The organism is Methylobacterium sp. FW306-05-D (assembly GCF_058782155.1).
The window spans coordinates 46,184-60,767 of the sequence record NZ_JBYSXL010000012.1 but is presented as its reverse complement, the minus strand read 5'-3'; the positions used below and the strand labels follow the sequence as shown (position 1 = coordinate 60,767).

General features: G+C 67.8%; 13 protein-coding genes and 1 tRNA gene. 11 read left to right on the top strand and 3 right to left on the bottom strand.

The genetic code is table 11. The features are described from left to right. Positions 1 to 57: 57 nt before the first annotated feature. Positions 58 to 1,278 carry an MFS transporter gene (locus tag AC3WLN_RS07010; protein ID WP_492480328.1) on the top strand — a complete coding sequence of 407 codons (1,221 nt, stop codon included), beginning with the start codon at positions 58 to 60 and terminating at the stop codon, positions 1,276 to 1,278. Between the two features lie 41 nt (positions 1,279 to 1,319). Here the strand turns inward: AC3WLN_RS07010 and AC3WLN_RS07005 are convergent. Further along, positions 1,320 to 1,396 (bottom strand) — tRNA-Arg (locus AC3WLN_RS07005). A gap of 328 nt (positions 1,397 to 1,724) precedes the next feature. Here AC3WLN_RS07005 and AC3WLN_RS07000 point away from each other — a divergent pair. The 4 genes from AC3WLN_RS07000 (at position 1,725) to AC3WLN_RS06985 (ending at position 3,970) form a co-directional block, all read left to right on the top strand. After that, on the top strand, positions 1,725 to 2,147 hold the full coding sequence (locus AC3WLN_RS07000) for a VOC family protein (protein ID WP_492480327.1): 423 nt from the start codon (positions 1,725 to 1,727) through the stop codon (positions 2,145 to 2,147). 45 nt (positions 2,148 to 2,192) lie between these two features. Then, a complete protein-coding gene (locus AC3WLN_RS06995) occupies positions 2,193 to 2,657 on the top strand; it encodes an SRPBCC family protein (RefSeq protein ID WP_492480326.1) in 465 nt (154 codons plus the stop codon). A gap of 52 nt (positions 2,658 to 2,709) precedes the next feature. Continuing rightward, a complete protein-coding gene (locus tag AC3WLN_RS06990; RefSeq protein WP_492480343.1) occupies positions 2,710 to 3,225 on the top strand; it encodes a VOC family protein in 516 nt (171 codons plus the stop codon). Between the two features lie 82 nt (positions 3,226 to 3,307). After that, the gene (locus AC3WLN_RS06985; RefSeq protein WP_492480325.1) at positions 3,308 to 3,970 is read left to right on the top strand and encodes a L,D-transpeptidase; all 663 of its coding nucleotides are present in this window, start codon (positions 3,308 to 3,310) and stop codon (positions 3,968 to 3,970) included. Positions 3,971 to 4,060: 90 nt separating this feature from the next. On the opposite strand, the gene AC3WLN_RS06980 is transcribed toward AC3WLN_RS06985, so the two are convergent. Together AC3WLN_RS06980 and AC3WLN_RS06975 are read right to left on the bottom strand one after the other, a co-directional pair. Beyond that, positions 4,061 to 4,375 carry a hypothetical protein gene (locus AC3WLN_RS06980; RefSeq protein ID WP_492480324.1) on the bottom strand — a complete coding sequence of 105 codons (315 nt, stop codon included), beginning with the start codon at positions 4,373 to 4,375 and terminating at the stop codon, positions 4,061 to 4,063. Between the two features lie 239 nt (positions 4,376 to 4,614). Continuing rightward, positions 4,615 to 5,106 (bottom strand): phasin, encoded by a 492-nt coding sequence (locus AC3WLN_RS06975; RefSeq protein ID WP_056473597.1) that lies wholly within the window; start codon positions 5,104 to 5,106, stop codon positions 4,615 to 4,617. 318 nt (positions 5,107 to 5,424) lie between these two features. Between AC3WLN_RS06975 and AC3WLN_RS06970 the strand changes: the two genes are divergently transcribed. The 6 genes from AC3WLN_RS06970 to AC3WLN_RS06945 all read left to right on the top strand — a co-directional run bounded on the left by AC3WLN_RS06970 (position 5,425) and on the right by AC3WLN_RS06945 (position 14,554). Next, complete coding sequence (locus AC3WLN_RS06970; protein ID WP_492480323.1) at positions 5,425 to 7,887, top strand: sensor histidine kinase; 2,463 nt, start codon at positions 5,425 to 5,427, stop codon at positions 7,885 to 7,887. 90 nt (positions 7,888 to 7,977) lie between these two features. Further along, positions 7,978 to 8,223, top strand: a complete 246-nt coding sequence (locus AC3WLN_RS06965) for a hypothetical protein (RefSeq protein WP_492480322.1) — start codon at positions 7,978 to 7,980, stop codon at positions 8,221 to 8,223. A gap of 147 nt (positions 8,224 to 8,370) precedes the next feature. Continuing rightward, positions 8,371 to 10,320, top strand: coding sequence for an acetate--CoA ligase (gene acs, locus AC3WLN_RS06960; protein WP_492480321.1), 1,950 nt, complete (start codon positions 8,371 to 8,373; stop codon positions 10,318 to 10,320). A gap of 141 nt (positions 10,321 to 10,461) precedes the next feature. Beyond that, positions 10,462 to 10,770 (top strand): DUF485 domain-containing protein, encoded by a 309-nt coding sequence (locus AC3WLN_RS06955; RefSeq protein WP_492480320.1) that lies wholly within the window; start codon positions 10,462 to 10,464, stop codon positions 10,768 to 10,770. Continuing rightward, complete coding sequence (locus tag AC3WLN_RS06950) at positions 10,767 to 12,461, top strand: cation acetate symporter (RefSeq protein ID WP_492480319.1); 1,695 nt, start codon at positions 10,767 to 10,769, stop codon at positions 12,459 to 12,461. The genes AC3WLN_RS06955 and AC3WLN_RS06950 overlap by 4 nt, the downstream gene beginning before the upstream one ends. A gap of 335 nt (positions 12,462 to 12,796) precedes the next feature. Then, positions 12,797 to 14,554, top strand: coding sequence for an MFS transporter (locus tag AC3WLN_RS06945; RefSeq protein WP_492480318.1), 1,758 nt, complete (start codon positions 12,797 to 12,799; stop codon positions 14,552 to 14,554). Positions 14,555 to 14,584: the final 30 nt, after the last annotated feature.

Genomic DNA, 14,584 nt, shown 5'->3' with positions numbered 1-14,584 from the left:
ATAGAACGGGTCCCCGTCCGAAACCATCGAGGTCCGAGCCATGATCGGCGACAGCGCGTGACGCCTTCGGCCGTGCAGCCTGCCACCGGACCACGGGCGCCGACCCTCGCCGGCAATGCCGCGCTCGGATTCACCCAGATCGTCCTGTGGGGCGGTTCGTTCTTCCTGATGGCGGTGCTGGCCGATCCGATCGTCCAGTCGACCGGCTGGCCGCAGGGTGTGGTGGTGGGAGCCCTGTCGCTGGCAATCTTGGTCTCGGGGCTGTGCTCGCCCTGGGTCGGGCGCAGGATCCGGAGCCATGGCGGCCGCTCCGTCCTGATCGCGGGCTCCCTGATCGTCGCGCTGGGCCAGGTGGTGATGGCTTGGTCGCCGAGCCTTCCGGTCTTCCTGCTCGCCTGGGTGATCATCGGCCTGGGCATGGGCGGCGCCCTCTACGATCCGCTCTTTGCCGCCATCGGGCAGGCCTACGGTGCCTCGGCGCGGGGGGCGATGACCCAGATCGCGATCGCCTCCGGCTTCGCCATCACCCTGTGCTGGCCGGCATCGAGTTTCCTCGTGGGTCTCGTCGGCTGGCGCGGGACCTGCCTCGTCTACGCGGCCCTCGCGGTCCTAGTCGTGGTTCCGCTCTTCGCCTTCGCCCTTCCGGCCGGGTCCCGGTCCCCGCCGGCCCCGCCGGCGGAGTCGGGCGCCGCGCCCCTGAACGGCCCGCCCGGCCGAAAACCGCTGCCGGGCGAGCGCATCCTCGCCGTCACCTTCACCAGTGCGGCCGTGCTGATGACGGCGGTCTCCGTGCAACTCCTGCTGCTGCTGCAGGCGAAGGGCGTGGCGGCGAGCACGGCGGTCGCTCTCAGCGCCCTGATCGGTCCGTCGCAGGTGGGCGCCCGCATCATCGAGTTGCTGTTCGGCCGCAAGGCGCATCCGGCCTGGGCGCTGCTCGTCTCGAGCGGAAGCGTCGGCCTGGGTCTGCTGCTCCTCGCGGCCGCTCCGAGCTTCGCCTGGCTGGCGATCGTGCTCTACGGGGCCGGGAACGGGATGCGCACCGTGGTGCGCGGAACCCTGCCCCTCGCCCTCTACGGCCAGCACGACTACGCCGCCGTGATGGGCCGCCTCGCCCGCCTGCCCCTGCTCGGACAGGCGGCGACCCCGCTGGCCTGCGGATATGTGGGAGCCTGGTTCGGGCTCGATCGTCTGCTCGCGGTGATGCTGGTCATCGCGGCGCTCAACATCGCCCTTTCGATCACCGTCGCCCGCCGGGCGCTTCGGATCTCCGCCGCCTGACCGTCTATTCGGGGCCGAGGGTTTTTCCGGGAGTAAGGCTGTGGCGACCCCGGTTGGGCTCGAACCAACGACCTGCCGCTTAGAAGGCGGCTGCTCTATCCAGCTGAGCTACGGAGTCGGGGGTGCCGTTGCCCGTAAAAGGCATGGGTCCCGTCCGGGGTCAAGCCTCCCGTCTCCGGTCGACCGACCGCCTTGGCCGGACGATCCCGACGACCGCAGCGTCTCCCGCCGATGCCGGATCGGTTCAGCCCGTGCGGGTCCGGGGCGGCGCGGCGGAAGGGCGGCGCGTCCGACGGGATCGACCTCCGGAAGGCGCAGGCGCTTGAAAGAATCACCCGGGCCGTGTCGGATGCGGCGACCCGCATGCGTCTTCTCGGCGCGAAGTATCCGACGGCTTGAGGCCTGACGCGGACGACGTGCAGCGGGCCAGACCGGGAGGGATCGGAATGAGCAGTACCCACCAACCCGAGGCCCCCGCTCCCGCCCCCGTGAAGGGCGGTCTGGTGCCCTACCTGACGGTGGCGGGCGCCTTGAAGGCGGCGGATTTCTACGTCCGCGCCTTCGGGGCCGAGATCGCCACCGTGATGCCGGCCGACGACCAGGGACGGACCATGCACGTGCATCTCCACGTCAACGGCGCCTCCCTGATGCTGTCGGACGCTTTTCCCGAGCGCGGCCATTCCCTTCAGTCCCCACAGGCCTTCACCCTGATGCTGATGGTCGACGACATCGACGCTCGCTATGGCCGGGCCGTCGAGGCGGGCGCCACCGCCGTGATGCCGCCGGCGGACATGTTCTGGGGCGACCGCTACGGCCAGCTGCGTGATCCCTTCGGAGTGCTCTGGGCGATGAACCAGCCGAAGCGCTGACGCCCCTCGCCGTTTGCCCGCAACAGCCCGACCCGGACCGTCGCCATGACCGAGAGCACCGGACGCGAACTCGTCCTCACACGCCTGATCCCGGCAACACCCGCCGCGCTCTACCGATGCTGGACCGAACCCGATCTGATCAAACGCTGGTTCGCGCCCAAACCCTTCGTGGTCGCGGAAGCAGAGACAGACTTGAGGGTCGGTGGCGCTTCCCGCATCGTCATGCAGGCGCCGGACGGATCGGAATTCTCCAGCACCGGCGTTTATCTCGAGTTGGTCGAGAACGCCCGAATCGTCTTCACGGACGCTTATGTTCGGGCCTGGGAGCCCTCCGCCAAACCGTTCTTCACCGGTATCATCACCTTCGCACCGGAGGGCGCCGCCGCCCGGTACACCGCCCGGGTGCGGCACTGGTCGGCGGAGGACTGCGCGGCGCACGAGGCCATGGGCTTCCACGACGGCTGGGGCCGGTGTGCCGACCAACTCGGCGAACTGGCCGCGCGCCTTTGATGCCAGAACCGCCGCGACTGACCCACGCGGCTTGCCCGAAGGGATTCGATCCATGTCGAAGGTCAGCACCTGCCTCTGGTTCGATCGCGGCGCGGAGGAGGCCGTCCGCCTCTACGTCTCCCTGATACCGGGGTCCCGCATCGATCATGTCCAGCGCGCACCGGGCCCATGGCCGGGCGGGCGGCCGGACGACGTGATCCTGATCGGCTTCACCCTGGGTGACCAGAGCTTCCAGGCGTTGAACGGCGGTGTCCCGGCGGATTATGGCACGGCCGCCTCGATCTCGGTCGCCTGCGCCGACCAGGCGGAGGTTGACCGTCTCTGGGACGGCCTCGTCGCGGGCGGCGGATCGGAAATCATGTGCGGCTGGCTGCGCGACCGCTGGGGCGTGCCCTGGCAGATCGTTCCCGAGATTCTGCCGCGGCTCCTGGCCGACCCCGATCCCGCCGTCGCCGGCCGCGTCTTTTCCGCCATGCAAACCATGGTCAAGCTGGACGTCGCGGCCCTGATGCGAGCCGCCGAGATGTCCGGAGACGCGGCGCTCTCATCCGAGGTGCCGCAAAAATGACGGAATCATCACAGGCCGTGGAACCACCCTCCCATGCTTACGCTTGTATAGCAAAGGTTACGGCATAGGTAAGGGATCCAACATGAAGACCTTGGCGACCGCCCTCACAGGCATACTCGGTGTCTGCGTCCTCTCCGCGAGCCCTGTTCTGGCTGCTCCCTATGATCCGTTCGGCACGAATGCCGGCGACGATTACTACTCGTCCGATCCGGCTTACGGCTACGGCCGTACGACCGATGATCCCTACGGCTATCCCGGCACGGCCGGACAGGGCTACCAGGCGGCTCCTCAGGCCCAGGTCGCTCCGATCCCGCGCGAGATCGTCGCGTTCGACGGCAACTACAAGCCGGGGACCATCGTGGTGTCCACGGCCGAGCGGCGCCTCTATTTCGTGATGCCGAACGGCGAGGCCATCCGCTACGGCGTCGGCGTCGGCCGCCCGGGCTTCACCTGGTCCGGCGTGAAGACGGTGACGGCCAAGAAGGAGTGGCCGTCGTGGACGCCTCCGGCCGCGATGATCGCACGCCGCCCCGATCTGCCGCGCTACATGGCCGGCGGTGTCGAGAACCCGCTCGGCGCCCGCGCCATGTATATCGGCAACACCGAATATCGCATCCACGGCTCCAACGAGCCAGACACGATCGGTCAGGCCGTGTCGTCCGGCTGTATCCGGATGACCAACGAGGACGTCACCGACCTCTACGAGCGCGTGAAGGTCGGCGCCAAGGTTGTCGTCCTCAACTGAACGCGCAGCGCAGGCGCGAAAACGCGAAGGCCGCGTCATCCGGGAGGATGGCGCGGCCTTCGCCGTTCGAAGTCTCGGGTCTCGGAGAACTCAGGGCACCACCCGCCCGACGGCGGTCTGCGGAGAACTGAAGGACGCAATTGGCATGTCGCAGAAGCAGCGGGCGCCGAGGGGGCGCGGGCTCGGCAGCGGGCAGGAATAGGGCTGGTAGCCGGTCAGGCCCGACTGCACTGCATCGCAGTTCAGGCCGGCCTCCCGACGGGGTGGAAGGCGGCGCTCGTCGTAGGCGCGGCGCGGCGGCGGCCGGTCGTAGCCGTCGTCGTAATATTGTGCGCTGGCGCCCTGTGCCGCGAAGAGCCCGGCCAGGACCGTGAGGATCAGACTGCCTCGGGAGATACGTCGCATGGTCTTACGCCCTCATTAGACAGCGCCAGCCCCGGAAGCGGAAGGCCGCGCGGCGGTAAGGGTTAGGAGACACACCTGTCCCGGGCAAGTCTCACCCCGTGCGCGTTTGATGCGCGAGTCAGTCCCGGCCCCGAGGCCATCTCGGTGCGTCGCCCGGAGCCCGAACGCGAGCAGCCCGCTCCGCCGGGGGCGAAGCGGGCTGCGAATGGGGCGTCCGCGCGGGCGCCGCCGGAGTCGACTCAGGAGTTGGTCGCGTTCCGCATGGCCTGCTCGGCATCGGTGCCGGCCTTGCGTGCGGCCTCCGTGCCCTGCTCCATCGCCTTGCGGGCGTGCTCGGCACTCTCCTGCATGGCACCCTTGGCCTTCTCGGCGCTCTGCTGGATCGCCGACTGGGCGAGACCACCGAACTCCTTGGCCTGGGCCTGGATGGCAGCGAACTGGCTGCGCACGAACTCGGCCTGATGCTGCATTGCTTCCTGCAGGTCGCGCGAGCGGACGAGCTTCTGGGCGAGGTCGAAGGCGGCTGTGACGTTCTGCTCGGCGAACTCGAAGCCGCGGGCAGACACGTCCTGCGCGTTGGTGCGCGCCATCTCGGCGGAACCCTGTACGGTGTCGGCGGTGCGACGGGCGGCGCTGATGAAGGTGTCGAACGCCTTGCGGGCCTGATCGACGCTCTTCTCGGCGAAATCGCGCATCTCGGCCGGGACCTCGTAATTCGGAGTGCTGCTCATTTCCCTCTCCTTGCTCTCGATTGTTGATGGCTCGTTGTGCACCGCACAATAGCACATTGCCTGCCCTATGCCACCCTGCTCGGGCGCGTTAAGGTTGACAACAGGTAAACGTGCGGCGTCCCCCCTCGTGGCTTAAGGAGAGGGGGTGACGCGGTAAAAAGGTCGTCACGTTCTGCGATTCGTCACGCGAAACAGGTGCGGATGTTCGAGAGTGGAGCCTCAGGGCCCGGTGAAACCGACGATTTGGCCATTTCGGCACTCCTGCGCCGATGCGTCGATGATTCGCCATTGGCGGCGCGCCTCCGTGCTCCCGGAAGTGTGATCCTGGTTCTGGACGGCGCCGGGACCCGGGTGCTGCAGACGGCGCCCGGCGGGGAAGCCCTGCGGCGCGCGATCAGCGAATCGGACGGACGGCTGTTTCCGGAACTCCGGATCGGCGAGCAGATCGCGCGGGCGCGCCTGCGCCCCGACCATCCGCTGCTGCTGCGCCTCCAGCTTGATGCTCGGCGCCTCGCCTCGCCCGCGCTGGTCAGCCTGATGCGCGTCGCCGTTGATTCCAACCGCGAGGCCGTCGTGCTGGTGGCGAGCGCGCCGCTGCCGACCCTTCGGGAACGTGTGGCCACCCCGGCGCGGCCCGATGCCGAACCGGTGGCGAGCGAACCGGCGCCGTCCGCTCCCGAGACCGTCACGGACACGCCGGAGCCGATCACGGTCCGGCAGCGCTTTACCTGGGAGAGCGACGATTCCGGGACGATCCTCCAGGTCTCGGGGGCGGCAGGGTCCACCTTCCGCCGGAGGCTTCAGGGCCGGACCTGGCAGGCCCTCGCGGAGGCCGAAGTTCTCCGCGACGCCGGCGGCCTCCTCACCGCCCTCCGGAGCGGACGCACCTTCCGGGCAATCCCGATCGCGATGGTCGATGTCGGCGGTCAGGCCTGCGAGTTGGACCTGTCCGGCGCACCGATCGGCCGGACGGGCACGGCCTTCCGCGGGTTCGGACAGGTCCGCGCGATCCTGGACGCGCCGCCCGCGCCGGAGGCGCAGAGACCCTCTCCGCCGCCGATCGCCGAGCCCATCACCGATGTGTCCGGGCGTGCGGAGGCGGACCCCGCCCCGCAACCCGCGGACCCGTACCTCTCGAGCCACGAGCACGCCGCGTTCCGCGAGATCGCGCGCGCCCTCGGCGCCCGCTTCGCCGGCGACGAGCGTCCGGACCCCGCGGCCGAACCGAGCCTACCCTGTGCGGTGATGCCCTTTCCGCTCCAGCCCGGCCGGCCGGCGGAAGACGCTGCGCCGGACGCTGCTATGGTGGCGACCCTGGAGCGGATTCCCACCGGCGTGCTGGTCTACCGCAACGACGCCGTGCTGTTCGCGAACCGGCCCCTGCTCGATCTCCTCGGCTACGCGGACCGCGAGGACCTCGCGGCGGCGGGCGGGATCGAACACCTGTTCGGCGGGCTCGACCCGCAGGTGCGGCCGTCGGCCGAGACACCCCTGGTCCTGGCGACCCGGAGCGGCGGGCGCGCCAGCGTGCTCGTCGAGCATTCCGTCCTCGACTGGGCCGGACGGCCGGCGGAACTGCTGCTGGCCCGCGATGCCGAGCCGAGCGAAAAGTCCCGCGCCGCCACGGCGTCCGCGATCGCCCAAGATTTCGCCGCCCGCCACGGCACGGATGCCCGCGCACTCCTCGACGCCCTGGAGGACGGGGTCGTGCTCCTGGACCATCAGGCCCGGATCCTGTCCCTGAACCGAAGATCCGCCGAGCTCTTCGGACTCGATCCCCGCGAGGTGGTGGGGGCGAGCTTCCTCGGCCTGTTCGCCTCCGAGCACGCCGTCGACCTGCTCGCCCGCCTGCACGCGGAACCGGGGTCCGCTGTCGCCGAGGATGCCCCGGTGGCTGCGCGCGGAACGCGGCGGCGCCTGCGCGTGAAGATCCTGCCGCTCGCCGGGGATGCCGAGAGCCGCCTGTGCGCGGTGATCCGCGAGGCGGCGCAACGATCCGAGCGCCGGGAGGCGAAGCTGCCAGAGCGGACTGTACCCGAAGACCAAGTCGTGCGCCGGGGCGAACTTCTGATGCTGGTCGGCGAAACGGTGCAGGGTCCGATTCGGGGCATGCTCGGGACGCTCGAAGGACTGATCTCGGAATCCGTGGGTCCGTCCGGATCGGAGCCTCATCGCGTCGGTCTTCGCGAGGTCCACGCCTCCGGCGTGCACCTCCTCGGTCTGGTGAACGATCTCCTGGATCTCGCCCGCATCGAATCCGGCAAGATCGATCTCACCAGCGCGGACGTAGCCCTGAACGAGGTGGTGGCGCGCTGCGTCGCCCTGCTCCAACCGGAGGCGTCCCGCCGGCGCATCGTCCTGCGCACCAGCTTCTCCGGCGATCTCCCGAACCTGGTGGCCGACGAGCGCTCGGTGCACCGGGCGACCGTCAACGTGATCGCGAACGCCATCGCGCTCACCGAGCCGGGCGGACAGGTCATCGTATCGACGACCCTGGCGGATCGCGGCGACGTCGCCCTGCGCATCCGCGATACCGGAATCGGCATGACGGCGGACGAGGTCGAGGGCGCTCTCCATCCCTTCGGCGATGGAACGCTCGGCAAGGAGACTCTCGGCAAGGGAACGCCGGCCGAGCCGAGGCGGGGCACCGGCCTCGGCCTGCCGCTGACGAAGGCCCTGGTCGAGGCCAATCATGGTCGCTTCCGCATCTCCAGCCGGAAGGACGAGGGCACCCTGGTGGAGATGCTGTTTCCCGTGCCCGGCGCGACGATGCGGGCCTGAACCGGGCTGGCCGGTGCTGCAACCGGCCCGGCGAGCGCGCGTTGGATCGGCAGAAACGGAGAGCCCTCCTCTCCCGCCATGGAGACGACGATGCGTGCGTTGACTGTGATCGCCCTGCTCGGGATCGGCCTGCCCGGTGCGGCGCTGGCCCAGCAATCCGGTACCGAGCAGAATCTCAACTCGGCCGGACAGTTCCGGAACATCACCTCGACCGGCGTGACCAAGCCGCCGGGGCGGGCCGAAGCCCCGTCCGAGGAGCGTCTCTCGGAGACCACCCGCAAGCAGCAGGCCATCGACAAGAAGGTCGGCACCGGCATTTGCATTGGGTGCAATTGAGCCGCGCACAAACAAATTAACAATCCTGTCCCGCACCCGACCATCTGGGTGCTTGCGGGGAATATCTCGTTGAGCCTATGACGGTATTCGGAAGACCCGGCTGCGTGAACAGTCGCGATACGATCGGGCACCGATAGGGACAACGCGATGGACGAGAAGGTGGTCGAAGTGCGTTCGACGTGGAGCGAAGGCGCCCACGTCGACAACGCGAAGTACCAGGCCATGTATCAGGCCTCCGTCGCCGATCCAGAAGCCTTCTGGAGCGAGCACGGCAAGCGCATCGATTGGATGACGCCCTTCACGAAAGTGAAGAACACGAGCTTCGAGCCCGGCAACATTTCGATCAAGTGGTTCGAGGACGGACGCACGAACGTCGCCCACAATTGCATCGACCGCCATCTCGAGACGCGCGGCGATCAGGTCGCCATCATCTGGGAAGGTGACGACCCGAACGAGTCCAAGCACATCACCTACCGCCAGCTTCATTCCGAAGTCGGCAAGATGGCCAACGTGCTGCGCAACCGCGGCGTGTCGAAGGGCGACCGGGTCACGATCTACCTGCCGATGATCCCCGAGGCCGCCTACGCGATGCTCGCTTGCGCTCGGCTCGGCGCCATCCACTCCATCGTCTTCGGCGGGTTTTCGCCGGACTCCCTGGCCGGCCGCATCGAGGGCTGCGCTTCCAAGATGGTGATCACCGCCGACGAAGGCCTGCGCGGCGGCCGCAAGGTGCCGCTGAAGGCCAATGTCGACGCCGCCATCGCTCGACTGCCGAAGGACAGCGTGGATCACGTCGTCGTGGTGCGCCGCACCGGTTCGTCGATCGCGATGGAGCCGGGACGCGACGTCTATTACGACGAGGCTGCGGCCCAGGTGACCGACGAGTGTCCGGCCGAACCCGTCGAGGCCGAGCACCCGCTCTTCATCCTCTACACCTCCGGCTCCACCGGTCAGCCGAAGGGCGTCGTCCACACCACCGGCGGTTACCTGGTCTACGCCTCGATGACGCATCGTTACGTCTTCGATTACCGCGAGGGTGAGGTCTACTGGTGCACCGCCGATGTCGGCTGGGTCACGGGCCATTCCTACATCGTCTACGGCCCCCTTGCGAACGGCGCCACGACCCTGATGTTCGAGGGTATTCCGACCTACCCCTCGAACTCGCGTTTCTGGGACGTCGTCGACAAGCATAAGGTCAACATCTTCTACACCGCGCCCACCGCGATCCGCTCGCTGATGGGCGGCGGCGAGGGCCCGGTAAAGAAGACGTCCCGTGCCTCGCTGCGCGTCCTCGGCTCGGTCGGCGAGCCGATCAACCCGGAGGCCTGGGACTGGTACTACAAGGTCGTGGGCGAATCGCGCTGCCCCATCGTCGACACCTGGTGGCAGACGGAAACCGGCGGCATCCTCATCACGCCGCTTCCCGGCGCGACCAAGCTCAAGCCGGGCTCGGCGACGCGGCCGTTCTTCGGTGTCCAGCCGATCGTGGTCGATGCGGAAGGCAAGACCCTCGAAGGTCCGTGCGAAGGCAACCTCTGCATCAAGGATTCCTGGCCCGGTCAGATGCGCACGGTCTACGGCGACCACGAGCGCTTCGAGCAGACTTACTTCTCGACCTATCCGGGCAATTATTTCACCGGCGACGGCTGCCGCCGCGATGCGGACGGCTATTACTGGATCACCGGCCGGGTCGATGACGTCATCAACGTCTCGGGGCACCGGATGGGCACGGCGGAGGTCGAATCCTCCCTGGTCGCGCACCCGAAGGTCTCCGAGGCGGCCGTCGTCGGCTATCCGCACAGTCTCAAGGGCCAGGGCATCTACGCCTACGTGACCCTGATGGAGGGCGAGGAAGGCTCGGACGAACTACGCAAGGAGCTCGTGACCTGGGTCCGCAAGGATATCGGGCCGATCGCCTCGCCGGACCTGATCCAGTTCGCCCCGGGCCTGCCCAAGACCCGCTCGGGCAAGATCATGCGCCGGATCCTGCGCAAGATCGCCGAGGACGAGTTCTCCTCGCTCGGCGACACCTCGACCCTGGCCGAGCCGGCCGTGGTCGACGACCTCATCGAGAATCGACAGAACCGGACGCACTGAACGACGTCCGATTTGCCGACCGCGCGGTCATCCTCCGGATGGCCGCGCGCCGTCACGCCTGAAACCCACGCGCATACTTTCAAGCTTCATCACATCGGGATGCACGTCCGTGAAGAGACGGCACCCGGGGAGAAACCTGTCATGTCAGTTCCCGAGACTGCGCGCATCGCGCAGAATCCGCGCTTCAAGGAGCTCGTCCACGAGCGCACCCGCTTCGGCTGGACGCTGACCATCATCATGCTGCTGATCTATTTCGGCTTCATCGGGCTGATCGCCTTCGACAAGGCGCTGCTGGCCGTGAAGATCAGCGGCGGCACCGCCTCCCTCGGCCTCGTCCTCGGCGTCGCCGTGATCGTCCTCGCCTTCATCCTCACGGGCATCTACGTCCAGCGCGCCAACGGCCGCTTCGACGCGCTGACCGCCGCCCTCAAGCGGGACCTCGGACGATGATCCGCCTCAAGCATCCCCTCGTGCTGGGCACCACGCTGGCGGCGCTGGCCGCCACGGCCGCCTACGCTGCCGGCCCCGATCTCGGCGCGGTCAAGCAGTCGGCGACGAACTGGCCCGCCATTGGCATGTTCGCCTTCTTCGTCCTTTTCACCCTCGGCATCACCTACAAGGCGGCCAAGGGCACCAAGTCGGCCGCCGACTTCTACGCCGCCGGCGGCGGCATCTCGGCCGGCACCAACTCGCTCGCCATCGCGGGCGACTACATGTCCGCCGCCTCGTTCCTCGGCATCTCGGGCCTCGTCTACACCTCCGGCTTCGACGGCCTAATCTACTCGACGGGCTTCCTCGTCGGCTGGCCGATCGTGCTGTTCCTGATCGCGGAGCGCCTGCGCAACCTCGGCAAGTTCACCTTCGCCGACGTCGCCTCGTTCCGCCTCGACCAGACCTCGATCCGCATCATCTCGGCCACCGGCACGCTGGTGGTGGTGGCGTTCTACCTGATCGCCCAGATGGTCGGCGCGGGCAAGCTGATCCAGCTCCTGTTCGGCCTGCCCTACCTCTACGCCGTCATCATCGTCGGCGTGCTGATGATCGTCTACGTCGCCTTCGGCGGCATGAAGGCGACCACCTGGGTGCAGGTGATCAAGGCCTGCCTGCTGCTGGGCGGCGCCACCTTCATGGCCGGCGCGGTGCTCTATCAGTACGGCTTCAATCCGGAGGCGCTGTTCGCCGCCGCCGTCGCCACCCACCCCAAGGGTGACGCGATCATGGCGCCGGGCGGCCTCGTCAGCAATCCGATCGAGGCGATCTCGCTCGGCGTCGGCCTGATGTTCGGCACCGCCGGCCTGCCGCACATCCTGATGCGCTTCTTCACGGTGTCGGACGCCCAGGCGGCCCGCAAGTCGGTGTTCTACGCCACCGGCCTGATCGGCTACTTCTACATCCTCACCTTCATCATCGGCTTCGGCGGCATCGCCCTGCTTATGTCCGATCCGGCCTACTTCAACCTCGACGCGGCCGGCGCCTTCGACAAGCTCAAGGGCATGATCGGTGGCACCAACATGGTGGCGGTGAACCTCGCCAACGCGGTGGGTGGCCCGTACTTCCTGGGCTTCATCTCGGCGGTGGCCTTCGCGACCATCCTGGCGGTGGTGGCGGGCCTGACGCTCGCCGGCGCCTCCGCGGTGAGCCACGATCTCTACGCCCAGGTGATCGCCCGCGGGCGCACCAACGAGGCTGCCGAGGTCCGCCTCTCCAAGATCGCCGCCGTCGTCATCGGCATCGTGGCGATCTATCTCGGCTACGTCTTCGAGAACCAGAACGTCGCCTTCATGGTCGGCCTCGCCTTCTCGGTGGCGGCGAGCTGCAACTTCCCGGTCCTGACCATGTCGATCCTCTGGAAGGGCACCACCACCTGGGGCGCCCTCATCGGCGGCCTCGTGGGCCTGATCGCGGCGGTGGGCATGGTCGTTCTGTCGAAGGCCGTCTGGGTGACGACGTTCGGCAACCCGGTGGCGATCTTCCCCTACGACAACCCGGCCCTGTTCTCGATGCCGCTGGCCTTCCTGACGATCTTCCTCGTCTCCAAGCTCGACAACACCCGCCGGGCGAAAGCCGAGCGCGCATTGTTCGATGCGCAGTTCGTGCGCTCGGAGACGGGTATCGGCGCCGACGGGGCCCACGCTCACTGACCACATTTGCAACGGCGAACGCGCGAAACCGGGGAGGGCGCGGCGCAAGCCGCGCCCTTTTCCATTGCGCGAGCGGATTTAATCCCGGTGAGACCCAAAAAATACGACGTCTTTGCTCAAAAAAATTCTGAATTCCGCGGTCCGCGCCGCCGTTTCGGACTTGGGCCAAAACAAGGCATCGCCTAGCATAGACGCGTGGGTATTGGGTGCGGGATCTGATCAGCGTCGGCTCGACGGGTCGAGACGCGTGGGTAGACGGTGCATCGATCCCCGAAGGGTCCAACAAGCCACGGGCGGACTACGCCTGGGCGATACGATACTTGGAGAAACGCCACATGGTTGCGTCGAGCGCAATTCCCGTCAGCGAATCGGCCACCCGGCCGATGAGCGCGGGCGAGAAGAAGGTCATTCTCGCCTCGTCCCTTGGTACCGTCTTCGAATGGTACGACTTCTACCTCTATGGATCGCTCGCGACGATCATCGGAGCGCAGTTCTTCTCCGCCTACCCGGAAGCGACGCGCAACATCTTCGCGCTGCTGGCCTTCGCCGCTGGATTCCTGGTCCGGCCCTTCGGCGCGCTGGTGTTCGGCCGGCTCGGCGACATGGTCGGCCGCAAGCACACCTTCCTCATCACCATCCTGATCATGGGCATCTCGACCTTCTGCGTCGGCCTGCTGCCCTCCTACGACACCCTGAACGGCTACGGCATCGGCTGGGTCGCGCCGGTGACGTTGCTGGCGCTGCGCATGCTCCAGGGCCTGGCCCTCGGCGGCGAGTATGGCGGTGCGGCGGTCTACGTGGCCGAGCACGCGCCGCGCGGCCGTCGCGGGTTCTACACCGCCTTCATCCAGACGACGGCGACCCTCGGCCTGCTGCTCTCGCTGATCATCATCCTGTCGACCCAGGGCTACGTGAATGGCGCCTACGCGCCCACCGTGACCACCGCCGCGGACGGCACCCAGACCACCATCACGGCCTTCCAGGCCTGGGGCTGGCGCATCCCGTTCCTGGTCTCCTGCGTGCTGCTGCTGATCTCGGTCTGGATCCGTCTGCAGATGAACGAGAGCCCGGCCTTCAAGAAGATGAAGGAGGAGGGCACCCATTCGAAGGCACCGCTCTCCGAGGCCTTCGGCCAGTGGCGCAACGCCAAGTGGGCGCTCCTCGCCCTGCTCGGCCTCACCGCCGGCCAAGCCGTCGTCTGGTACGCCGGGCAGTTCTACGCGCTGTTCTTCCTGCAGAGCATCCTCAAGGTCGACCAGTTCACCGCCAACGTGCTGATCGCCTGGTCGCTGCTGCTCGCCACCGGCGGCTTCCTGTTCTTCGGCGCGCTCTCCGACAGGATCGGGCGCAAGCCCGTGATCCTCGGCGGCTGCCTGATCGCGGCGCTGACCTACTTCCCGCTGTTCGAGCAGCTCACCGCCAACGCCAACCCAGCGCTCTACCAGGCGCAGTCCACGGTGCCGGTGGTGGTCAAGACCAACCCGGCCGAGTGCTCGTTCCAGTTCAATCCGGTCGGGACGGCCAAGTTCACCAAGGAGTGCGACGTCGCCAAGGCGCTGCTCGCCCGCTCGGCCGTGAACTACACCACCGAGCCGGTCGCAGCGGGCGCACCGACCATCGTGACCATCGCCGGCAAGGACTTCCCCGTCGCCGACCCGGCCTTCGCCAAGTCGGTGCCGGCGGCCCTGACCGCGGCGGGCTACCCGGCGCCGGCCGGCAACGCCACCATCGTCAAGGCTTCGAACCCGATCGACATTTTCACCGGCCAGAAGCTGATCGTGGTCGGCATCCTGACGATCCTCGTTCTCTACGTGACGATGGTCTACGGCCCGATCGCGGCGGCGCTGGTGGAGCTGTTCCCGACCCGCATCCGCTACACCTCGATGTCGCTGCCCTACCATATCGGCAACGGCTGGTTCGGCGGCCTGCTGCCGGCCACCTCCTTCGCCATCGTGGCCCAGACCGGCAACATCTATAACGGCCTGTGGTACCCGATCGCGATCGCCGCGATGACCTTTGTCATCGGTCTCCTGTTCATTCCGGAGACCAAGGACCGCGATATCTTCACCTACGACGAGAACCCGGTCCGGTAAGGACCGCAGCCCCCGGGGGGCCCCCCCCCC